Below are 23,929 nucleotides of genomic sequence, written 5' to 3' on the forward strand. Positions count from 1 at the left end.
TTGCGCTCCTTCCGGACCTCAGATGCGGCGCGGCATCCCTGCTCTGTGTCGTCGTGACGACCGCCATTCACGGCCCAAACCGGACCTTCACCTCTCAGTCAAGATGCTGCGGTTGCAGCCCGCATAGCCGACATTCGCCGCGCCTGCGAAATCAATGGGTGGCCCGATGACTGCATCGCGGACAAAGTGTGAATTCGCTGCGGCTGCGCCAACGGCTGCTTTGGGGAGGGCGGCAAAACAGTTTTGTGGGCCCGAACTGTGTCTGGAACAGTGCGCAAACGCTGCCATTTAGTTGAGCATCTGAGCAGCACGCACATCTTCGGCAGCCTTCACAATCAAGCGTCTGTTCGCGGTTATGGCCAGTTAACCCTCGGGGAGGCCGGCTTTCCGCAAAGCGTCAAAATACAATTCGCCGCCTTCCGACTGTCCATAATCATTGGTCGCCTTCCACTCCCGCAATGTTCGGTTTGGAAGGAGGTTCCGATACTGTGCCATGACCTCTCGCGCCGCCTCAACCTTCCCTACTAGTACGAGCGCAGCGCTCTTCGCTGAGTAGAGCGTTGGGTAAGAGTCCGCCAACTTAAAGGCAGTATCGCAGTGCTGAATCGCTAGCAATGGCTGCTCCAATTGAACCAATGCAGTCGCCGCACCACCATGCGACGCCACAACAAACGGGCTCAGTTTTCCGTATCGGATGCTCTTTTCAAAGCAATCCAGTGCGGTTTGCGCGTCTCCCGACCAAAGGTGTGCCCAACCACAAAAGCTCAGCAGCCTTGCGTCAAAAGGGGCGAGGCGCAGAACAAGCGAAACTGTTTGGTTTAGCGGTGCGATCCGGCGATTTGACAAATAATCTGCCACCCCGATTGCCAATGTCAGCATTGCATGGCCGCTTGCCAGTGGTCTTGCAGCTTCTACCCATTGCGGCATCGACTGCATATAATCCTGCATCAGCGGGCTGGGCCCCATGGTGTGAGCCGCACATGTGACGATGATAGCTTCGGCATAGGCATCTGCCATGTCGGGTCTCAATCCAATCGCGCGGGCCTGAAATTGCGTCGCCAATTCAAAAGATTCATTTGAAAAAGTCTTCCATGCCATGACGCCCATCAACAGGCATTGTTCGGGAAGTAATTTGTCATCCGGCACAGATGAGAGGGCGAGTGTTTCCGCTTCAAGGATCAAGTCAGCAGCGTTGCCCGAAATATGTTCCAACATCCGGTCTTGCCAGTCAAACGCATCTTCGATGTCGCCATCGGACTTTTCGCTCCACACGGTTGCACCTTGATAGTCAGATAGCCTGATCTCTAGCCTGATCCGCTGACCCTGTGCCCGCAAGGTTGTCCTCAAAACATATGAGTCACTCGAAGGCTCTTCGCTGACCTGGGTATTCAGCCACGCAATACCACCGAAGAAGGTGACAAAGTCTGCCGTCAATGAGTTTGCAATCTCATTAACCTGCGGATCAATTTGGTTCGTCCTTATCGGCATAACTGTGAGAAGCGGAAACGCCGATGATCTGCGTTGCACTTTTCCCTCGGCCCTGTGGATCATCTCCCTGGATAAGGTGCGGCCCCATACCTGAACATCACGCGATATATTCTTGAGTGAACACGGGCCCAGACCCTCAAAGGATGGCGACAATGTGCCGTCCAGACTGGCGTAGACCGCATCAGAGATCAGTAAGCCCCCGTTGGGTGCAATGCCTTCCAGTCTTGAGGCAATATTGACCCCATCGCCGTAAAAATCCTCATCTGTTTTCGTGATATCCCCGATATTCACGCCAAGCCGAACAGAAATTGATGGGTGACTGGATACTCGATCTTGAATTTGCATGGCCGCATTTACAGCACCTGCTACGCTTGGAAATTCCACCAGCCAGCCGTCGCCCATAGATTTCAGAATGGCACCGCCGTATTCAGCGATAACAGGATCGAGTGTTTCCAATCGGAGCCTTCTAACTGCTTCGACTGTGCCCGCTTCATCTTGGCCCATCATGCGCGAATAGCCGACAATGTCGGCAGCTAAGATCGCCGCCAGCTTACGTTCCAAAAACCATCTCCAGTTCGCACTGGCAGTGTTGAGATGTTCGGCAAGTCAAGCCTTCAACCCTCATTTCTACTCGATCTCTATGGCTGAACTCTTGAGTTTTTGCAAATAACCACGACGGGTTCGTGCCTCTATATCAGGGATTTCAGCCTTCCCCAGAGAGCGGGCATTGATGCGGTACGCAGCATCGGGAAGGCTGGGCTCAGAGTTGCCTTGCGGCGGTGCAGCGATTGGATTTTTGCCCATCGCGCATTTCGCCAATATCGGTGGACGCATTGGATGGTCGGTGCCAGCCCAAAGCGGACTTTGGCAGGGGCACAACAATTTGCCGAAATGCGATACGCGTGGGGCGTAAAGCGCAACCATTTATGGTCAGCTCGTCCGGTTGCTCTGACTCAAAAATGTTCAATGATGAATGACTCAAATGGCATCGGGCAGCTTTAAATGAGGATCATCGTCTCGCTGAACTTGGATGACTGCACCAAGTTCAAAAATCAGTCTTCTATTTCGTGCTTTGCGTCCAGAGCGGCATCTCTGCGAGCTTCTTCTTTGGGTGGTAATGTTTCGCCACTGAAAGATCGCTCTCTCAACGGCTCCCAAATCTATAGTGCCTTCTGTGTTTGAAGGCTTTTGACCTGCCCCCCGAAACTTCAATTCAGACTCCCCCGAAAGCAAACGCAGTGTCAGGTGCACTTTTGAGGGAAATCGAGTTCTTGTACCCGGAATCAAAGCTGGTCCATGGCCATATAAAGAGCTTTCGACCACAAATTTTCACAGAGCATGAACATCTTATTCGAATGCATCTTTGCCCGTTTTGTGTGTCGCAACGGTCGCGGCGCACCAGCATTGTCCGAACAATATATCAACGTGCATTCATGTTCTCTGCATCGTCCCGTCTACTTCGCGGGCGTACAGCTGCCAGACCAACCTCTGAGACCGGCAGACCTGAAGGCCTGCTATTTAAGCGTTAAAGCTTCCAATATTCTCTGATGTCGCGACTGTCACTGTTTCAGGTTTGTATCGGGGAAATGTCCGTCTCGAGGCTATCGACGACGGTGTGTCCCATATCATGGCCAGTGATCCAAATCTGTGTCCGGAAGCAATACGTGACACGCAAACGCCGATTTTTCCGCACGGCAATAGCCGGAAGCATCGCTGAACATCGCAGAAATACTGAAACTTCCTTAAGCGCAGGATATGCTGACAGCCCGATAAACTCCAGAAACAGGTGGTCAGACAGCGTAGTGAGCCGCCACGCCTAAATTGTCCTGGCGGCCCGGCTCAGCCCATGGGCAAGCTGGTCAAAGACAATCCTGATACGCCTGCTCGTTTGCAACTCGCGATGTGTAACAAGCCAGATCGGAAACTGAGGCGTTGGAATCTCAGGCAGAACACGTTCGAGTTCCGGCTCAGGGTCGCAGAGGGCGGCTGGAAGAAGCGAGAGGCCGTAACCTGCCTTGACACATCCGGAAATGACAACGCCGGAATCGCTTGTAACAACGAAATTGGCCTGAGTCAGTGGAATTCCAAGGTCGCGCAGGGTTGCGACTACATCTGTTCCGTCGGGAACACCCACAAACGAATAGTCTGCGATATCTCGGGGTGTCTTTGGGCGCCCCTTCTGATCGAGATAAGCGCGCGATGCATAGAGATGGGTTTTAAGATCGCCGACGTGCCGCGCGATCAATTCCGGCTGATCAGGTCGCACGTGTCGTACTGCAATATCCGCCTCACGCTGCAGAAGATCTTTGATAGTGTTTGAAGACATAAGTTCCGGCCGAATGCCGGGTGCTTTTTCGCGCAAGGGGACCAGAATTTGCGGCAAGAGCTGCACAGCCAACATGTCAGCCGCAGTAATCCGGACGGCTCCGGCTACTTCTTTGGATTGGCCGACGGCGGCCATCGAGATCATTGCGGCCGCATCACTCATACCGCGCACGTGATGGAGCAGCTTTTCGCCAGCGTCTGTGAGTTTCGGTCCCTTAATGCTGCGTTCCAGAAGCGTCACGCCCAGCCGGTTTTCCAGCTCTGAAATCTGGCGCCCGATCGTGGGCTGGCTCGTCTTCAAAGCGCGTGCAGCAGCGCTGAATGTGCCTTCCTCAGCGGTTGCGAGAAAGGCGCGTACGTGGTTCCAGTCGAAAGAAATCGCATCCCAGTTCATACATCAGTGTATAGTTGCTATCAGCTTTTAGGCAATCGATCATTCGTCAGTGTATAGAGATAAGAAGGTCAGGGCCACGAACAACGCGTCTTGTCCCCTGAAACTGACTTCTGCTTCGAAGGCAAAAATCGTGAAAATGCAGTGTACTTCAGACTCATGGGCCAGCGTGGCCAAAGGCTGTGACCATGAAGAACTGACGCTTCTCTACAGGCGATCGAACAGGTATTTCGCTGATATCGTCCGCGGCTTTCGGATGGGCTGCCTCGCAGGCTGCGTCAAAAACCATGCCGGATTGCATCGTGCCCGACGACCTCCGAATGTCGCCTGGGTGTCGGACAGGTCAGAGGGTTCGGGGCGTCGCGATCTTTCAGACGGCAGTCATGTTCGCAGTCGCCCCACGAAAGTTACTTTGTCGCCGTCTGATCTCAGGCAGTTTGTTGGCTGCTTTGGTGCCGCCCCGGCTGCGCAAAAAATCCCCGGCGCGAGGTCCGCTGCGGCGTCTGAAGCTTTTCTGTACCTGGGCCGGAGCTTTCCCCCGATCCGTGTAACACGTCGTTGGTGTCGTATCGGACTCAGACGTAGTTGGCGAAACAAGTGCGCAAAATGACACTCATGAAAGCGGATCAACCGTGAGCTCCTTGTTGCGTCATCCCGCGCCTGCGGACTCCCGGGGCGCATCCCGTACGCCGTTGCGCGCAGGCGTCGCCGTTTGCGTCGGCGCACCGGCACCGTCCATAAGCCCGAGAAAAGGAAAACCGTCATGACCCTGTCCCGAAAAGAAAAGGCGTTTCTGGCGGCCGTCCTGTTCTATTCTTTTGTTGCTACTTTCGGCGGCCTTTTCAGGGTTGCAGAATTGGCGGGAGTCGGGTCTATCGCTCCGCTTAATCCTCGCGCGGTTACGGCGCCGTTTGCAATTGTCCTGCATATCCTGAGCAGCATAGTTTTCTGTATTGTCGGGGCGCTTCAGTTTCTGCCGGGGCTCCGACATAACAGGCGACCGTTGCACAGAAAACTGGGATATGTGGTCGCCCTATCGGGCAGCCTCAGCGCCGCTACGGGCCTTTGGATGACAACCGTCTTCACTTTTCCGCCGGAGTTACAGGGGCCGCTTTTGTATGTTGCACGTATCCTGCTGGGGACAACGATGCTTTGCCTGATTGCGTGGGGCACAGGCGCGGCGAGGGCAGGACAAAGGCATGTCCACGCTGCGGCCATGATCCGCGCTTATGCGATCGGGCAGGGCGCATCGACACAGGCTTTTTTTGGCCTGACCTTTCTGCTCATTTTCAAACATGAACCGAGTGGTCTTGAGCGCGATGTTCTGATGGTCTCGGCCTGGTTCGCGAACTTGCTGATTGCGCAGATTGCCATTCACCAACTCTCACTGAAGTCACGGAGCGGGTCGCATGCCACCGCCTGAATTCGATCTGGCCCGGCAATCGCGTCCGGGTCAGTGCGGACCACACACCGCGCGATGCCCATTTGCAAGATGAAAGATACCCGCCTGTGCGGCACCCTGATGAACCAATTCTCCTGTCCATCCCTTTGGTTCCTTGTTCTGATCAGCAGCATGTTTCACGAACTGTGCCAATCTGTCAGGAAGATGCCCCTGAGGTGCTGCCGGATGGAAACGAGCAAATACATGTTTTAGCTGAAGAAATGGCCCGCGTGGGCGAGTTTCCGATCCGTGTGCCATTCGGCAGGATCCTGTTCTTGCAGGTCCCGGAAAGACGCGTTGCGCGACCACTCTCCTTCGTCGCGGACTTCAGCCTGACAGTGACTAAGTCTTCCTGCCCATTCAGCGATCCAGACGACACGCTGCGCCCCCTGGCTCAGATTCTGAGCATGCTGGCCATTGTTGCGTCATCCTCGCGACGGGTTGCACGTGCCGCGTTGATGAGTGCGGCAGTGGACCGCGAGGCATAGGATCATGGCTCGTTCGACGCCATCAGAGGATAAGATGATCCGTGTCTATGACCATCTTGCACCGTTCTATGACGTGCTGCACCGGCGCTGGCTTCGGTTTGCAGGCGGTGAAGCACAGGCTGCTCTGGAGGCGGCGGTGCGCATGGCAATGACGCCGCACTCTCAGCTGCTTGATGTGGGCTGCGGGACGGGGCATTTTGCCCGCACGTTGCTGTCGGAAGGCACCTCACCCCGCCAGATCACTCTGCTTGATCCATCAGAAGCGATGCTTGCGCATTGCAGGGACATCCCTGTTTGCCAGCGGCGCAACCGGCTGGAAGCGATGCCGTTTGCAGATGAAACATTTGATGTTGTCACCTGTGCGTGGGCACTTGAGACTGTTCCCCATCCCGAGCGCGCTCTGCATGAACTGATCCGAGTTTTGCGGCCCGATGGAGCGCTTTGCCTGACATTCTGCGCCGGGGTACCTGCTCGCAGACCGACGGAGTGGCTCGTTCAAAAAAGCATGACGTTGCGCGGTACGGGCAGGTTCCTCGATCCGGCCCAAGTCATTTCAGTTCTCAGGAACACTGCGTTTTGCGACGTCCGGGTCGTGCCATGTGCTGGCCTCGCGGCAACGCTGATCGCAAGGCGCAGCCTTTCATCACACGACACACCCGGCCCACAGGCCACCACGCTTGACAGCAACGGTTCCGGGGCCTACCCAGCGCTCAGGCACCAGACGCCTGCCGCCCGCCGACACTTCGTCACGGTGAAGCTCTGGCCAGATCACTAATGCGTCATCCTCGGCAATTGTTGCGCGGATCGCAATGCGGGCCCCGTCCAATCCATGCGCGACATCTGTCAGAAGGATTACGGGGTCATGTCGTCCCAGACAAACAAATTTTCCAACGAGCCGCTTGGCCGGATCTACGCGAAAACTGCACTGCCAATCATTTTCGTCATGGGCATGAATGGTTTTCTCGCCGTGGCTGATGCGCTCTTTCTAGGACACTTTGCAGGACCGGAAGCTCTGGCGGCGGTCACACTGATGTTCCCACTTTACATGGTTATTGTGTCACTTGCGACGCTGGTGGCGTCCGGAATGTCCAGTCTGCTCGCGCGCCATCTGGGCGCACGGCGCGTAAACGAAGCCCGCGCGGTCTTTTCCGGTGCGCATGGTCTGGCTGCAGGCCTGGGTCTCCTCCTGATTCTTCTGTTTGTGATTGCCGGAAAACCTGTTGCTATGCTGGCCGCAGGAGGATCTGAAAACCTTGCGGAGGCGGGACTGGTTTATCTGCGGATCACCGTCTTTGCAGCGCCGCTGGTATTCGTCCTGTCGGTCAATTCCGACGCCCTGCGCAATGAGGGACTGGTCGGTTTCATGGCCGCGATGAGCCTTTTGGTGTCGCTGACCAACATTGCTTTCAATTACGTGTTGATCGGCATCTTTGCGATGGGGGTGGCGGGATCCGCTTATGGTACTGCCCTCGCACAGGCTTTTGCACTGATCATCATTCTTGCCTTTCGCACCTGTGGTAACACGGAGCTGCGTCCGTCAGCGATCTGGCGGCAGTCCCCGGTCAGGCGCTGGGGTGCGATGCTTGCGCTCGGAGCACCACAAAGCCTGAATTTCGTTGGTTTCGCGCTCGGCTCCGCCGCGATCATTGCAGCTCTGCAGTGGGTGGGCGCTCAGAATTACGACGCGACCGTTTCTGCGTATGGGATCGTTACGCGGGTTATCACTTTTGCTTTCCTGCCGCTTCTGGGTCTGGCGCATGCCATGCAGACCATTACCGGCAATAATTACGGCGCGGGCAAAATTCACCGAAGCGATGCGAGCCTGCAGACGGCTGTCCTGGCCGCGCTGATCTATAGTCTCCTGGTTCAGCTTGGCGTGACCGTCTTTGCTGAAGAGATCGGAGCGTCCTTTGTGGAAGACCCGGGTGTCGTTGCCGAAGTCGCGCGCATTCTGCCTGTAATCTCAGCCACATTTTTTCTGTCCGGTCCGCTGATGATGGTCGCAATGCACTTTCAGGCAATTGGTGACGCCGGCCGGGCCGCAGTGCTCGGGCTGTCCAAGCCATATCTGTTTGCGATCCCGCTGACCTTCATACTCGCTTTGTCGATCGGAGAGGCTGGGATCTGGCTGGCAGCGCCTGTGGCAGACAGTTTGCTGCTCGGGCTGACTGTTCTTGTGCTCGCACAACGGGCGCGAACGCGCGCACTGCGGTTTGGTCTTTTCCAGCACACAGCAGAGGCGCGGTTATGACCGGCCATTTCCCGACAACCGCGGAAACCGAAATGCAGGCAACAGGGCTACTTGTGGATCCAGCCACGCAGACTACGGGGGTCAGCCACAGGCAAACGCCGGGATCAGTCGCCCGCCGGATCGGTTTCCGCAACCGGAGGGCCTCTGGCGAAACCAACGGGGTCATTCCTGCTCACGGGCGAGTCTCCGAGCGTGACCCGCCGGCTGGTGTCCCAGTCCATGACCGGTTTTGTCGACGCCACCCTGTCTGTCTCTGGTGGTGTCGCAGAACAGACGAGGATTGTCCCGAAACTATCAAGCGGGCTGACGTCCTGCAGGTCCGCTGGATTTTGCCCTGTACCCCGGACTATCCCGAAAACTGACACGCGATGCGCGCACGTTTCAGTGACACCAGCCGAACGCAGATTTTATGCGCGGCGCCAACACGGGGCATCGACCCGGGTTTTCCGACAGTGGCGTCACATTCCAGATCACTGGGTCTTCCCGGATTTATCAGACGGCAAAAAGCCGGTTACGGAGACCATATGAACCAAAAAACCGGAATTTTCGGGCAGAGCCTGACCAGAGGCACACCATTACACATATCTTTTCCAGTATTGGCTGATCAGGTACCGGCGGGTCCGTTCCCGGCCGGCGTAGTCCGTCAGATCCCGTTTACGTCTCTGACAGGGACTGGTCCTGGATCCTGCGAACCGGGTGCAGAAGATAACTCAAGACAGATCGCTCACCTGTGAGAATATCCGCGGTTACCGTCATGCCCGGGCGTACGGCAACTGAATCATTGCCAGTCGGGACCGTATCGGGAAGATTGACTGTCACGCGGTACACGACATCGCCATTGCCCGTGACAAAACTCGTCGGTGAAACTTCGGTGACCTGTGCCTCTATTGCTCCAAAGCGGGTGAAATCATAGCTCGTCACTTTCAGGCGAACATCCATACCCTCACGAATTGCGCCGATCCGATCGGCTGAGATGTCAACGACTGCCCGATATTCGACGTCAGGCGGCACGATTTCGGCTATGATATCGCCCGGCGCCACCACTTCTTTTGATCGCAGTACTTCTAGCCTGCTGATCTGTCCGCCGATTGCGGAACGCACTTCTGCACGCCTGATACGCGCATCGGCATCGGCTGCTGCCTGACGGAGCGAGACCAGCTCTTCATTGATTTTTGTCCACCGGACAGCGGCATCACGGCGTCGCTGCGCGAGCAGCTCGCCCCTGTGCAGGGCATTCTCTCTGCGCGTTGCTTCCAGATCGATACGTCGGGCTTCCGTCTCCTCAATACTGCGCCTGAGCTGCAGGGCCTCTCGTTCCAGACGTTCACGATCAATCAGGCGAACCGTACCGTTCTGCGAAAAACGGTTGAAACGGACGAGCTGTTTTTCGACAATTTCCTGTTCTTCGCGAATGATGCGCGCGCGGGCGACCGCGCTGCGGATCTGTGCTGCAATGCGTGTATCTTCAGACTGGATTCTATCCAGCTGCGCGATCAGGAAAACCTGTTCAGCCCAGAATGCCTCGGAGCCAGCATCGCCGGTAATGCGATCAGCTGGCAGGTCGTGTCCATCTGTACGCAAAAGGAAACGAACACGCTCAGCTTCGTTTTCGAGCGTATCTATACGTGCCGCGAGAGCCAGCGACTCGCGCTCCAGATGGCTGGTGTCAAAGCGCAGCAGAATTTCTCCCGCATCAATAATCGCATTATCACTTGCAACCAGGGTTTCCACGACGCCACCGTCGGGATGCTCAATCCGTTCTACCTGTCCACGGGTTTCTATTGTGCCTGTCCCCGTTACTTTTTCTTCAACGATCACCTGGGCAGCCCACACCAGAGCAAAGGCAACACTGGCACTGCAGGCCGCAACAGTCAGACGCGCTGCGCCGCTGTCCCGCACTTCATCAAGGGCTGAATGCGTTGTCAGGTCCGGGGCCGGGACGGTTGGCGCGTGCACGGTTCTGTAGTGTGACGAAGGGGTCTGTTCGGGTGAAGCATGGCTGTTCATGAGGCTTGCTTTCTTGTCTGGTCCAGTAACTGGAAGCGGGTTCGACCTTCTGCAATCTGAAGGACCGCATCGGAAGAGCGGATCAGGCTTGGCCGGTGCGTGACTACAAGACATGTCATGTCCCGGCGCCGTTTCAGGGCAGTTTCGATGGCGCGGTCGGTTTCCGGATCGACATCCTCGGAGGGTTCGTCGAGCAGAAGCACGGCAGGTTTCATCAGGAGAGCCTGGGCAACGGCGATGGCGGTGCGGACGCCACCCGTAAGTGCCGAAGAATCAACGCTTGGATCAATCCGGGTGTGAATGCCATCTGGCAGTCTTGCTATGAGCCGGGTGAGCCCGACTTCATCGAGAACCGCGCTGATTTGTTCTTCCGGGATTAACGGATCGATAAAGCGCAGGTTCTGCGCAAGTGTGCCGTATATCAGCATCGGACGTTGCGGAATAAACATGATCTGCCGTCCCAGCGAGCGATTGGACATCTCCGTCAGACCGGTGTTTCCAAGCCGGACGCTTCCGGCCTGGGGTTGGATCTGCCCGGCCAGTACGCCCAGGAGCGCGGATTTTCCGGATCCCGAAGATCCGACCACGGACACGAACGTCCCTTTGGGGATCTCCAGCGAAACCCCTGCGAGCGTGGGGATGTGCGCATGTGGACCGCGCAAAAAGAGGTTCGCGGCTATGAGACGCTGATCCTGTTGTGGACGGGCTCCTGTATCTGAAGCACCTTCGTCTTCCTCAAACCGCATCATCATGTCGATCTGCCGGAAAAGGCGTACGAGATCCCGGGTGCCAGGCAGGATCAGCAGGCCTTGTTGCAATGGTGCAAGTGCACGCCAGGCCAGCATCGTCACCGCAACCAGTTCCCCGCCGCTCAGCGCGCCTGCGATCACGCGTTCTGCACCAAGAAAAATGACGCTGCTGGCAGTAAGCGGTACAAAAACGTATGAAAGCGCTTCCAGATGTGAAGCGGTTCTGGCAAGCCGGTATCTGGCGAGAACGACGCTGTTCAATGCGCGGTGGCTGGATTCAATCCAGGGCCAGGCAAGGCCATTTCGCGCAATGACTTCCCGTTTGCGGATCAGTTCCATCTGGCGTTTTGTCAGTCGGTTACGAGCTGCTGACAGGCTTGCTGCACGCCTTGCCAGCGCAGGAACCAGGGCAAGGCTCGACACAAAGAAAACTGCGATCAAACCAAGTATGACGAGTGCAAGCGCTGGTGAGAGGAAAGCGATTGCAGCAAGGAGCATCAGCGTAACTGGCAGTTCCAGTGCCACGATCGCAAAGGGACCCGAAAAGACATCCCGCAGCCCTTCAAGTTCCCGAAGCCGGACGGTCTGTTCGCTGATCGGAGCCTGATCGATCATCCGACGCGGGAGTTTCAGCAGTTTCGCAAAGAGTGCGCTGCCGATCAGATATTCGAACCGTCCGGAAACATGTCCCAGCAATCTGGCCTTCAGTGCACGGAAGACGAGGTCGAAAACGAAAAGGCCTCCGGCAGCGAGAAGGACCGCGGCAATGACACGCGGCTGCTGGCCTGTCACGACGAGGTCGAACAGGAAAATTACCATGATCGAGAACGCCACCGTCAGCATTCCGCTGATCAGTGTCAGGAGAAGAACGAGGCGAAGGTCCGGGCCGAAGCGGGCGAAGGTTTCCGGGATAAAACTGTTTTGTTGTGAGGCGCCCGCACCGGACAGGGTCTCGGTGTCCGGTGCGAAGTCTATAAAATCATAGCGTGTGCGGGCGTCGAGGGGGCGGGTGTCTGTATCTGCACTTCCGGACAAATGCCGGACTGCCTGGTATCCCGAGACTTCCGCGCGTCCGACCATCCACAGTCTGTCTTCGTTGTCTGCCAGGACGCCCGGACATTTCTGACGGATTATTCTGTCCGGCGGCAGCTTCCTTATGCGGCAGCTAAAGCCAAGATTTCTCAGAATTGTGCGCAATACGGCGCTGTTAAGCTCGGCTGCAAGATACGGAACAGCGGCCGCCAGCTGGCCCGCGTCCGGTTGCCAACCCAGCTTTTCCAGAAGCTTTACCAGGAGATGGGCGTCCGGGCCGCTCATTGGCTGACCTGAAATATTCCCTGCAACAAGACCATCCAGAATGCGGTCAAGATGCCATTGGGCAGCCTTTTCCGATCTCTTCGGCCGGGGAATTCTCTGGTCCGGTGTCAGTCTGAGCGGCTCCATCGCATCAGACCTCAGCCAGAACCGGTTTGCGGTTCGCAGGCAGATCGAGTGTATGGGTTGCCAGTGACATGTAAGACGGGCGGTTGGTCACCAGGATCAGAATATGCTGGCTCGCGTGGTCCCGGAGCCAGCCAAGCATCTTCTGGTCAGTGTCGTGGTCGAGGCCTGAGTTTGCTGTGTGAAAAACGATCAGGTCTGGTGAGGTCACAAGCCCGCAGATGTTTGATGCGATCCGCTGAGCGGACTGAGGCAGGCCATCGTTGTCCGCGCGCACCTGGGTCATGACCCCACGCGGGCTGTGCCGCATTATCTTCTGCAATCCCAGGATCTGTGCGAGGCGCAGTGCGTCAGTGCGATACTTTTCGGGACGGAAAGCGCAGATGTTGTCAAGCAGACTGCCTTCCAGCAGCTGAGCGTCTTCGGACAAAAGCCGGATCCGCTCCTGCCTGTCTTCCAGTCTGAAGTTTTCAAGGGGTCGATCGTTCACCTCAATGGTTCCGTCTGCAAGATCCTGCTCGCCCAGGAACAGTCTTACGCCTGCAGAAATACTTCCCGGGTTGTCGCTGCGCAGCAGAACACAGTGACCCGGCCGAAGGGTCAGGTTAATTCCGGAAAGGACGGCGCCGGTCTGCGGATCCGGCTTGGTCGAAACATTCCGCAGCGCCACTGATCTGATTGCAGGCAGTGGCAGGAGGCCACCGGAACGCTGGGGCAGCCCGGTCAGGGCGTGGAAGTCCGCAGAGCTCTGCCGTGTACTTTCGAGGCTGGAAAGGTAGCCCTCGAATCTAAGAACAGGCTGGACGATGCGGCCGCTCAGTACAACGACGGCTGCAAGAACGCCGATGCTGGCCTGACCATTGACCACCAGATAGCCTGCAGTCGCAGCAGTGATCAGCGGGACGAGGTTCCCAACCGCAGCGGTCAGACCCTGTGCCATGTGAATGCCGCGTGTCATGTCGCGCGTGTGGCCGGCGGAACGTGCCAAAAGGCGCTCCTGCCGTCGGTTCATAAGATCGCCGATCTGAAGGGCGCGTACAGATCGGATGCCTTCCAGCACCTCGCTGAAAAAACTGTAGCGGCGCGCTTCGGTCTCGAGGCGGTTCTGCCGGTCGCCATCGATCCTGTGGCGGAGAATTGCCAGCACGATAAAAGTCAGCATCAGGGTCACTGTGACTGTCAGAGCGACGAAGGGCGACAGGATGGCCATTACGATCAGGAAAAGCGCTGCAAAGGGCAGATCCAGCATGGCAGCGGCGGCACCGTCCGCACGCTGGCTGCGCAGGCGGTCAATCGACGACAGGCGCGTAACAAGCGTACCGCTGTCAACGCGACGTCTGTGTGCAGGATCTTCCATAATCAGCGACCAGAAGGCATGCCCGTAGGCGCGCTCTTCAAACCGCGCGGAAAAGTAAGCCAGCAGACGAGCCCGCGAAAGGCGCAGCGCCGCATCTACGACAAGAGCGGCAGCGACCATGAGAGCGAGGACAATAAGCGTCTCATGGGCCTGGTTCGGGATCACCCGATCATAAATCTGCAGCATTGCCAGGGGCACCGCGAGTGAAAGCAGGTTCGCCACCAGCGAGGCTGCAAGGATCGCGGGATCCCAGGTCACAGATTTCAGTACTGACAATTCGCTCATTGCACCGCTCCAGAAACGGTTTTGTAGTCCGGAGACCTTAAAATTGAGCTAAGTCAGACAGTTCACCACGTGATGCGTTCAAGGTCCGTGAAGGAGACGCTGCCTCCGTCATCAAACGAGACGACCCCTGATGCATCGCTGGACATCTCAAGTACGCCACTGTTGAGCGATGTGACCGTGTGACCACCGTCCAGCATCAGCGTCCATCCGTCGCCATCAACAGTGTTTCCGCTGATATTCGCGCCACCGCCGCCCATGCCGTCCAGGTGGAGCGTATCCGTCCATGAAGCGCCGGCACCTCCGTCAATGGTGTCGTTGCCCTGCATTGCAGCAATATAGAACGCGTCGTCTCCTGAACCGCCGGAAAGTAGGTCGTCGCCACCACCGCCGATGATCTCATCGTCCCCGCCGTATCCCGAAACCACAGCACCTGAATCATGGCCCGTCAGATCGACCGTGTCGTCATATCTGCTGGCCTCAATCGCCTCTATCCCGGTAAAGGTGCCGTTTGAGCCACCACCGTCTGTATAGGCATAGGTACCTGATCCATCTCCGGTGAAAGCGATGTCTGTTCCTGCCCATCCGACAAAATCGAGTGTGTCCATGCCGCTGCCGCCCGCGATACTGTCGCTGTCAGCGGACTCCGATATCTGGATGCGGTCATCGCCACCACCTGCGTCAATGGTGTCATTACCCCACTGGCCCTGGATCAGGTCGTTTCCGTCTCCGGCCTGAATGACATCGTTGCCTGTGCCGCCGTAGATGCTGTCATTGTCTGCGCCGGAAATAACAGTGTCGTTTCCGCTGCTTGCCGAGATAAAATCATTGCCGGCACCTGTGACAATGCTGTCGCTCCCACTGCCGGCATAAATGGTGTCGGCACCGGATCCGCTGTCGATGGTGTCGGCGCCATCACCCGCGCTGATATAGTCGTTTCCATCACCGGATATGAGCGAGTCATTGCCGCTCCCGGACTGGATCGTATCGCTGCCTGAGCCGGTTGTGATCCTGTCATCGCCCGTGCCGGCTGTGACCCAGTTAGCACCATTGCCGGCGTTAACGACGTTGTCGCCGTTACCAGCGGCGACATAGTCGCTTCCGCCGCCAGAATTGACGGTATCGTTTCCGCCACCTGACTGGATAGTGTCGCTGCCACTGCCGGAGGAAATACTGTCGTTTCCGTCCCCTGTAGCGACATAGTTTGCGCCTTCGCCCGCATTGACTGTGTTCCGGCCACCGCCGGAAACAACGGTATCGTTTCCGTCCCCGGAGGAAACTGAATCGTCTCCGGTACCGGCATCAATCGAGTCCGCTCCGCTGCCGGATGTGATGGTGTCGTTCCCGTCACCTGCAGACACAGAATTCATGCCGCTTCCGGCATCAATTGAATCCCTGCCAGCCCCGGTTACAACAGTGTCGTTTCCCTCGCCCGACGCGATCAGATTATCGCCGCTTGCTGCGGTAATGTTGTCGTTGCCATCACCCGAAGTGATGCTGTCGTTGCCTGCTCCGCTATCTACCTGATTGGCCCCGTCGCCGGCGGCAATTGTGTCGTGGCCTGAACCCGCCGCGATCGTGTCATCGCCCGATCCGGTGCTGATGACGTTGTTCCCATCGCCAGCGTCGATATTGTCGTGCCCGGCATTACCCGAAATCGTGTCGTTCCCGCCGCCAGAGGTCACGCTGGTTTCGGCTACACCTGCATCGCTGAAACTGACGCCGCTCCCGATGTTCAGGGCTTCAGCAATGTCTGATACAGTGATCGTAATGGCCTGCGGCGCAGAAGTCGCATCACCGTCGCTTGCCACGACATAGACGGTGTGGCTGTCTGCGCTTTCAAAGTCGAGATCGGCACCGGACCTGACCCGGATCTCATTGCCGGAGATTTCAAACCGGGTGTCGGCAACAGGGTTGCCGTTTGCATCAGTGATCGCATAGCTGACCGGATCGCCGTCCGGGTCCGTCGAAGACAGCGTTGCTGCCACGGTCCCGCCGGCGCTGTTTTCCGCGACCTCTCCACCACTGGCCACGGCGGGCTCCGCTGGTGCCGAATTGCCCCCGCCAGCAATTCCAACCATTTCGTCATGCGAGTACGCGGTACCGCCGAACACAAAGTTTTCGACACCTGTGATGGTGTCGGTGCCTTCATCCAACCCGTCAGAAGTGTTTGTGTCTGTGACCGAGAAAGTATCGGTCGCATCGTCATAAACGATCGTGAAACCAGCAATATCACCGCTGTACACCACGGTATCGGTGCCACCGTTGCCGCCTGTCCCCAGCGAAGCTATGCCCGAGGCATCAATCTGCTCTCCATAGACGACAAAGTCATCCAGCTGACCGGTGAAATAGTCCTGCAGGTTGTCAGCCGTCCCGTCACCTGAGGTGATCTGGCTCGCCCCAAGTGTCCAGGGTTCGTCATTTCCGGTCAGGCCACCGGTGTAGCTGTCGCTGTCGACCTCGGTTCCGTCCACGTATAGGTGCAGGCCATCGGGACCGAAGGTCACCGCAACATGGTGCCACTCTCCCGGGCTGACCACGCCCGCACCGGAAGTCACATAATAACTGTCGCTGTCACTCTGCAGCCGCACCCGGACGCTGCCATCTGTACCGATTTCCGCGTCAAGATGGCCGCCGTCATCAAAGTAACGGCTGTCGCGGGAGAAGAGGGTCCCCCGGCTGTCAAGGTTGTCCGCATTGAACCGGATTGAGATGGATCCTTCTGCGAGATCGAAGTCACCGCTGTCGGGAATTTCGACGTAGTCCCCGCTGCCATCCAGAACGAGCGCCGACCCCGTGCCATTCCATCCACTGCCGCCGGAAACTGCATTGCCCTGGTAGATGCCATCATGACCGTTACCGCTGCTGTCAGCAGCAGTACCCGATCCGTTATCGGAGAAATCCATTCGGATGACAGGCGCCGGCCCGCTGGCGCCGGGGCCGCCATCAATCACGTCATCTCCCGCACCACCGGTCAGCGTGTCGGCTCCTGCACCACCGGTCAGTGAGTCGTTGCCCGCACCGCCATCCAGTGAGTCGCTGCCAGACCCGGCACGAAGCGTGTCGTCTCCGGCACCCCCGTCCACGGCAGTCCCGGCACCGTCACTCGTGGCGTCCAGTATATCCGCCTGCTCTGTCAGGATCAGTTGCTCGACCTCTGAGAAGGTGATTGTGTCGGTGCCATCGGTAATCGTGCCTGCCTCATCCCCGCTGTAGATTGCCGTTACCGGCCCGGTGACAGCGGACAGGTCAATAACGTCCTGATCGTTCCCACTGCCTGTGGTTTCGCCACCCGTGATCGAGTCGTTGCCAAAACCATCTTCAACAACAAAACGATCCGCGTCACCGCCGCCGTCAAGAGTGTCGGCACCACTGCCGCCCCGGATCAGGTCGTCGCCGTCCCCGGCATGGATAACGTCATCGCCTGCATCTCCAAGCAGCCTGTCGTTGCCTTCGCGGCCATGAATGGTGTCAGCACCATCACCGCCACTGATCGTATCGTTGCCAGACCCGCCGCTGATGACATCTTCTTCGGAAGTGCCGTTGACGGCTTCGCCACTGTTTCCTGCAGTATAGCTGCCTTCGAAATCTTCAACGGTAAGTGTCAGCACTTCGTCGTATGATGCGCCCCACTGATCCGTGGCGCGAATGGTCAGATCGAACGTTGTGTCTGTCTCGAAATCGGCACTCTGGTCACTCCGCATACGGATTTCGTTACCGGAAATCTCAAACCGGCCGGATGGATCGGAAATCAGCGTGAATGTGTGTGTGTTGCCGGGCGAATCCGCGGCGGACAGGGTTGCAACCGTCGAACCGGACGGGTCATAGGCCGCGGCAATTGAGCCACCGTCGCTGACTGTTTCTCTGACAGAGCCGCCGGAGGCAAAAGAGATATCCGTCGGCGCAACGTTCGTCGCGAACGAGGCCAGCTCCGCGGCAGTGTATGTCGTCCCGCCAAAAGAAAATGCCTCGACGCCCGTGACTGTGTCGCTGCCGTCATCCCCATTCCCGCTGTTCAGGTCGGTGATTGTGAAGGTGTCACTGTCTGCATCATAGCTGATGTCGTACCCGGACATCTCGCCGTTATAGTAGATCCGGTCACCGTTGCCGTCGCCGCCATCGACCACGTCATCGCCTGAATGGGCTTCAAACAGATCGTCACCGCCGCCGCCCAGCAGGGTGTCATTACCTGCATCACCATCGAGGAAGTCGTCACCTTGCCCACCGGTGATGGAATCGTTTCCGTCTCCGCCCCGGAGGGTATCGTTGCCGGTGTCTCCACGGATAGTGTCATTCCCGGATGCACCCGAAATCGTATCGTTTCCCGCTCCGCCGGACAGCAGATCATTTCCGTTCTCACCGTCAATATTGTCGTCACCGGCAGAGCCGGTGATCGTGTCCGCGGCACCGGTTCCCGAGATTTCGTCAACGCCAATGAGTGTAATGTCCGAGAAATCGAAGTCAGCCCTGGCGTCCTTGGTCTCCAGGCTTTCGCCGGAAGCACCACTGCCATCAATGATCTCAAACCCATCAGCCGCAGAGAATGTGCCCTGAATTGAATAGGTGCCGCCAGCGCCATCAAGCACTATCCGGTCTGTGCCGCTGGTGCCGCTGTCCGTCAGCACATTGGAATTTCCGCGGTCGGTCGCGTCGAGGAAGACTGTGTCCGAGCCCTCGCCGGTGTCGACGGTGTCATCGTCCTGCCCGGTATAGACCACGTCGTCGCCCGCACCAGAATTGATCAGGTCTTCCTGATCAGACCCATAGATGGTGTCGTTCCCGTCGCCTGCGGAAACGGTTACCCCTGTGTTGTCCGCGCGTGCGTCCAGCTGGTCTGCGTGGTCGGTCAGGACAACACGCTCGATACCGGAGAAAGTGAGCGTGTCCGTACCATCTGTTATTTCGCCGGCTTCGTCGCCGGTGTAGGTGACTGTCACCGGGCCGGACATCGCGGATGCGTCGATGATATCATCATCTGACCCACTTTCACCGCCGGTTATCGTGTCGTTTCCAAATCCGTCTTCGAGAATGAATGTATCCGCGTCTGCGCCGCCGGACAGGAGGTCTGCTCCTGCACCACCGGAAAGCGTGTCTGCGCCGTCACCGGCGATTACCGTGTCGTTGCCGGCACCGGTTTCGATCAGATCATCGCCCGTTCCGGCATCAACAGAATCCGCGCCATCGCCCGTGCGGACCGTGTCTTCGCCTGCTCCTGTGAGATAGCTGCCCCCGTTGTCGTCGGCGCGGGCATCAATGGAATCGTCGCCCGCGGTGCCATCGATATCGTCAATGCCGGAAAAACGTCCTGCAGCCCCGGCGTCGGTGGCAAAGCTGCCCTCGTCATCTGCGGAAAATACAACGGTTGAACCGCCTGCGCCGCCGCCAAAGTCCAGCGTGTCACGCCCTGTGCCACCGTCGATCGTACTGCTGCCGTCCGTACCTTCCACGTAGAGGAAATCGTCTCCCGCACCACCGTCCAGGCTGTCGTTGCCGGATCCTGCATAAAGCGTATCACTGCCGTCACCGCCCAGCAGCGTGTTGTCACCGTCGTGGCCGTTCAGCAGGTCGTCGCCTGTGCCGCCGGCAATGCGGTCATTCCCGTCCGAGCCGTCAATCGTGTCGTTGCCCGCGCCGGCATTCACCGCAATCGCAGCACCCGACAGACCAGCGCCCGTAACGACGTCGTCGCCCGGCGTCAGGTTGATCTGTTCTATGCCGGTGAAGGTCAGGGTGTCATTGCCGTCTGTGATCTTGCCCGCTTCGTCACCTGTAAAGCTGACAGTGACGGGCCCGGAATTCCCGGATATATCAATGATGTCGTTGTCTGCTCCGCCTTCGCCGCCATCAATCACGGTGCCGTTGAATCCGTCGAAGACACGGAACTTGTCTGACCCGTCACCGCCGGACATCTCAGCTGCCCCTGTCCAGCTGGACAGTGTGTCGTTACCGGCGCCTCCGGTCATCGTATCGTTGCCAAAGCTGCCGTCGAGGCTGTCATCCCCTTCGCCGCCGGACAGCAGGTCGCTGTCAGACCCGCCAAAGAGCGTGTCGTTTCCGGTGCCACCGCGCAGTGTATCGTTCCCGGCCTGACCTTCCAGCCTGTCATTATCATCGCCGCCGTCGATAAGATCATTGCCGCCGCCACCGATCAGCCTGTCGCTGCCGGTACCGCCGTCGATCGTATCGTCACCCCAGTCGCCGGAAATGGTGTCGTTGCCAGCACCCCCATCCACGGCATCGGCCGCATCACCGCCGATGACGCTGTCGTCGCCTGCGCCAGCTGAAATATTCAGCCCGCTGTTGTCCGCAGATCCGTCAACAACATCCGCAAAATCAGAAAGGATCAGTGTTTCCGTTTCTTTAAAAGTGACTGTGTCCCGTCCGTCGGACAGATCACCCGCTTCGTCGCCAGAATAGGTAACTGTCACAGGACCGCTCAGACCAGAGGCATCGATTGCGTCATTGTCCGAGCCGCTCTCGCCGCCGGTGATTGTGTCAGCGCCGACGTTGTCCCGGACAACAAAAGTGTCGCTGCCTTCGCCACCGGACAGAGCATCGTCGCCCGCGCCGCCGGTGATACTGTCGTCTCCTGCGCCGCCGGTGATACTGTCATCTGACACGCCGCCCAGAATTGTGTCCGCGCCGCCGCCGCCGGTCAGCGAATTTTCCTCAGAAGTGCCGGTAAGGGCTTCTCCGGTATTTCCGGCCGTGTAGGTTCCCTGAAAATCCTCTGTGCTGATGGTCAGGACTTCTTCGAAAACGTCGCCGGCCTGATCAAAAGTCCGTACTGTCAGGTCAAAGGAACTGTCTGTCTCAAAGTCAATTTCCTGGCCTGCCCGCACCCGTATTTCGTTGCCGACGACTTCGAATTTGCCGGAAGGGTCAGACACGAGGCTGTAACTGTGATTGTCTCCAGCGTTGGAATCCACAGTCGACAGGAACGCAACAGTGTCGCCTGAGGGATCATAAGCGGCGGCAATCGTGCCGCCGTCTGCGATCGTCTCGCGAACCGTGCCGCCGGTCATTGTGATATCGGTGGGCGCCTGATTGTCGATATGCCCCGCGGCGACGTCGCCGTCGGCGAAACGGAACACCTCTGTTCCGGACACTGTATCGGTACCGTCGGGGCTACCCGGACGATTATCCACGACTGTAATCGCATCGCCGTCACGTGTGATAGTGTAGTCACTCCGGTTGCCGGAGAAGGTGATGGTATCGGTGCCGCCACCGCCTTCGATCAGATCGTCACCGCTCTGTCCGGCCAGCAGATCGTCTCCGGTTCCACCGCTTATCGTGTCATTGCCAGCACCACCGCTGAGCAGGTCATTCCCCTGTTCGCCGGACAGGGCATCCTGTCCGGATCCGCCGGTTGCCGTGTCATCGCCGCCGCCTGCGGTGAGCCGGATGCCTGCGCTGTCTGCAGATCCGGTCACCACATCAGCCGCGTCTGACAGGTCAAGGTGCTCAATGCCGCTGAAGGTAATCGTGGCAGTGCCGTCTGTGATCGTGCCGGCCTCATCGCCAGTGTAGGTAACGGTCACCGGTCCGGACAGGCCGGAAAGATCGATCCGGTCAAAATCTGGTTCGATTTCGCTGCCGGTAATCGTGTCATCTCCGAAACCGTCTTCTATCACGAATGTTCTGTCAGAGGCTGTTTCAGGCGCATCCTCTGTATTTGCCTGTGTCGGGGCAGTGCTGTCTGACAGGGCAGTGTCGTCGGTTCGCTGGCCCTGCCGGGCTTCCGGTGCTGGCTGTGGTGGTCTGGAAGCTTCATCCTGTTGCCGATCTGTCCGGGAAGCTTGCGCATTTCCAGACTGCAGTGGAGGGGTGCCCGGCAGGTCGAGCGAGGCAGCGGTCTGCGGGTCGGCTGTTGAACCGGTGTTGTCAGGCGTGGCACTCCGGGGAGGCGTCGCCTGTGCCGGAGAGGTGCTTTGTCCGGGTGTGTCAACGGATCTGTCCTGGGGCGGGTTGCCTGCAGCGGGTTCGCCGTCCTGAACCTGATCCGGGACATGTGTCGCGGCGGCACTTTCGTCAAAAACGGAAAGCGCACCAAGAAAGGCCGCCCCGGCAGCGCCGACCTGCGCATCTGCGCCACCGGTCGAGCCGTTGTTCTGCAACGTGCCGGATTCTTTTTCAGTCTTGGACTTCTGTTCTGCCGCTGCACGCGCCTGCGTGCTGGCGCCAGGCTTTGCCGGACCACTACTCATTACACTTTTCCACTCACCATGCGCGGCAAAATCCGCCGCAGCGCGCGCACTAAAGGCGATAGTTCTTAACAGGTGGTAAAATTAACTAAAAACCCATTCATATCAGGGTCAGCGCCGGCAATCCGGCCACTGTGTTCTGATAACTTCAGGTAAATCTTTAGGCGCTAACTCCGGAAAAGAGCGTTCTTTTCGGGCGCTGAAGATTTCTGCAGAGAGCTGTCAGGCCGTGAAAATCCTTTTCGTCCATAAGAATTTCCCGGCTCAGTTCGGCCGTCTGGCGAACTGGCTTGCCGGTCAGGGATGGGATGTCACTTTCGCTACCGCACGCAAAGGAGCCCGCTCCGACCAGATGCGGATTGTACCGTTTCGCGAACACCGGGAGCCATCAGCCAGTACCCATCATTATCTGACAGGTACAGAGCGGGCTGTAATCGCCGGTCAGGGGATGGTGCGCGCCGCGATTGCGCTGCGCGAGCAGGGGTACATCCCTGATGTCGTCGTGGCGCATTCCGGCTGGGGCGTTGGGTTTTTCATCAAGGACGTCTGGCCCGAGACGCAATATGTTCAGTATGCCGAATGGTATTACAGTTTTCCACATGCGGACGGCACGCCCTATTTTACCGCGCAGCACCCCGTAGAGGAAAGTGCCAGAGCACGCTCGCGGAATGCGCCCTTCTGGCTGGATTTCAGTGCAGCCGACGCCACAATCTGCCCGACGCGCTATCAGGCGTCGCGGTTTCCTGAAAAAGTGCGGGACCACATCACCGTACTGAGCGATGGTTTTGATACAAAAACACATTGCCCCGGACCACGTGATCCGGACTTTTTGCAGATGCATGGAATTCCGCCGGATGCCAGCGTGGTAACGTACATTGCCCGCGGCATGGAACCGACACGCGGTTTCCCGGAAGTGATGAAGGCCGCTGAACGACTTCACAGAGCCCGCCCGGACGTGCATGTCGTCATCATCGCTGATGACCGGGTTGCCTATGGTCCCAAACCTGACGGCGCCTCGTGGAAAGAGCGCATGCTTGCAACGCTGGATCTCGACCTGACACGCCTGCATTTCACCGGGCTGGTTTCGCGCTCTGATATGATCCGGTATCTGCGCGCATCCGACGCGCACCTTTACCTCTCGGCGCCATTCGTTCTGTCGTGGTCATTTGTCGAGGCGATGTCCTGCGGGGCTCCTCTGATTGCTGCACGGTCAGCACCGGTAGAAGAATTCATGACGCATGAAACCGAAGGGTTGCTGGTGGATCCGTATAATACCGGAGAAGTGGCCGATTGGGTTGTGCGCCTGCTGGACGACAGGGATCTTGCTCGCAGCCTGGGCTCGGCTGCCCGTGACAGAATTGTGCGTCGCTATGATGCAGATACCATCGTTTTCCCTGATGCAGCGCGTTTCCTGTCTGATCTTCTGGCGCACTCTCCACGCGCCGCAGGGAGTCCGCCAAACACTGGCAGGCCGATACAGGCATAGGTTCAGCACGGAGTGGCACA

10 protein-coding genes are annotated in these 23,929 nt (G+C 58.0%); 4 read left to right on the plus strand and 6 right to left on the minus strand.

The features are described from left to right. Positions 1-363 precede the first annotated feature (363 nt). Both Q0792_RS17540 and Q0792_RS17545 read right to left on the minus strand, forming a co-directional pair. Positions 364-2,049: an adenylate/guanylate cyclase domain-containing protein gene (locus Q0792_RS17540; protein WP_298843869.1), complete on the minus strand. Its 1,686-nt coding sequence runs from the start codon at positions 2,047-2,049 to the stop codon at positions 364-366. Between the two features lie 1,255 nt (positions 2,050-3,304). After that, a complete protein-coding gene (locus Q0792_RS17545) occupies positions 3,305-4,207 on the minus strand; it encodes a LysR family transcriptional regulator (RefSeq protein WP_298843872.1) in 903 nt (300 codons plus the stop codon). Between the two features lie 760 nt (positions 4,208-4,967). Between Q0792_RS17545 and Q0792_RS17550 the strand changes: the two genes are divergently transcribed. From Q0792_RS17550 to Q0792_RS17560, 3 genes are all read left to right on the plus strand, one after another. Next, on the plus strand, positions 4,968-5,627 hold the full coding sequence (locus tag Q0792_RS17550) for a DUF2306 domain-containing protein (protein WP_298843874.1): 660 nt from the start codon (positions 4,968-4,970) through the stop codon (positions 5,625-5,627). A 510-nt stretch (positions 5,628-6,137) separates the two neighbouring features. Beyond that, positions 6,138-6,908, plus strand: coding sequence for a class I SAM-dependent methyltransferase (locus Q0792_RS17555; RefSeq protein ID WP_298843877.1), 771 nt, complete (start codon positions 6,138-6,140; stop codon positions 6,906-6,908). A gap of 87 nt (positions 6,909-6,995) precedes the next feature. Next, positions 6,996-8,384, plus strand: a complete 1,389-nt coding sequence (locus Q0792_RS17560) for an MATE family efflux transporter (protein ID WP_298843880.1) — start codon at positions 6,996-6,998, stop codon at positions 8,382-8,384. Between the two features lie 654 nt (positions 8,385-9,038). On the opposite strand, the gene Q0792_RS17565 is transcribed toward Q0792_RS17560, so the two are convergent. From Q0792_RS17565 to Q0792_RS17580, 4 genes are all read right to left on the minus strand, one after another. Beyond that, positions 9,039-10,391, minus strand: coding sequence for an HlyD family efflux transporter periplasmic adaptor subunit (locus Q0792_RS17565; RefSeq protein WP_298843882.1), 1,353 nt, complete (start codon positions 10,389-10,391; stop codon positions 9,039-9,041). Continuing rightward, positions 10,388-12,457 carry an ATP-binding cassette domain-containing protein gene (locus Q0792_RS17570; RefSeq protein ID WP_298843885.1) on the minus strand — a complete coding sequence of 690 codons (2,070 nt, stop codon included), beginning with the start codon at positions 12,455-12,457 and terminating at the stop codon, positions 10,388-10,390. Before Q0792_RS17570 ends, Q0792_RS17565 begins: the two co-directional genes overlap by 4 nt. Positions 12,458-12,587: 130 nt before the next feature. Further along, positions 12,588-14,222, minus strand: coding sequence for an ABC transporter transmembrane domain-containing protein (locus Q0792_RS17575; protein ID WP_298843887.1), 1,635 nt, complete (start codon positions 14,220-14,222; stop codon positions 12,588-12,590). A gap of 62 nt (positions 14,223-14,284) precedes the next feature. Next, positions 14,285-22,426 carry a LamG-like jellyroll fold domain-containing protein gene (locus tag Q0792_RS17580; protein WP_298843888.1) on the minus strand — a complete coding sequence of 2,714 codons (8,142 nt, stop codon included), beginning with the start codon at positions 22,424-22,426 and terminating at the stop codon, positions 14,285-14,287. 226 nt (positions 22,427-22,652) lie between these two features. Between Q0792_RS17580 and Q0792_RS17585 the strand changes: the two genes are divergently transcribed. Continuing rightward, positions 22,653-23,909, plus strand: a complete 1,257-nt coding sequence (locus Q0792_RS17585) for a glycosyltransferase (protein ID WP_298843890.1) — start codon at positions 22,653-22,655, stop codon at positions 23,907-23,909. Positions 23,910-23,929: the final 20 nt, after the last annotated feature.

Origin of the sequence: uncultured Roseobacter sp., assembly GCF_947495025.1 — a bacterium.
Classification (GTDB): domain Bacteria; phylum Pseudomonadota; class Alphaproteobacteria; order Rhodobacterales; family Rhodobacteraceae; genus Roseobacter.

Bases quoted from the DNA above. Each gene is read 5' to 3' on its own strand.
- Q0792_RS17570 (WP_298843885.1), bottom strand. From the start codon at position 12,457: ATGAGCGGCCCGGACGCCCATCTCCTGGTAAAGCTTCTGGAAAAGCTG.
- Q0792_RS17560 (WP_298843880.1), top strand. From the start codon at position 6,996: ATGTCGTCCCAGACAAACAAATTTTCCAACGAGCCGCTTGGCCGGATC.
- Q0792_RS17580 (WP_298843888.1), bottom strand. From the start codon at position 22,426: ATGAGTAGTGGTCCGGCAAAGCCTGGCGCCAGCACGCAGGCGCGTGCA.
- Q0792_RS17575 (WP_298843887.1), bottom strand. From the start codon at position 14,222: ATGAGCGAATTGTCAGTACTGAAATCTGTGACCTGGGATCCCGCGATC.
- Q0792_RS17550 (WP_298843874.1), top strand. From the start codon at position 4,968: ATGACCCTGTCCCGAAAAGAAAAGGCGTTTCTGGCGGCCGTCCTGTTC.
- Q0792_RS17565 (WP_298843882.1), bottom strand. From the start codon at position 10,391: ATGAACAGCCATGCTTCACCCGAACAGACCCCTTCGTCACACTACAGA.
- Q0792_RS17555 (WP_298843877.1), top strand. From the start codon at position 6,138: ATGGCTCGTTCGACGCCATCAGAGGATAAGATGATCCGTGTCTATGAC.
- Q0792_RS17545 (WP_298843872.1), bottom strand. From the start codon at position 4,207: ATGAACTGGGATGCGATTTCTTTCGACTGGAACCACGTACGCGCCTTT.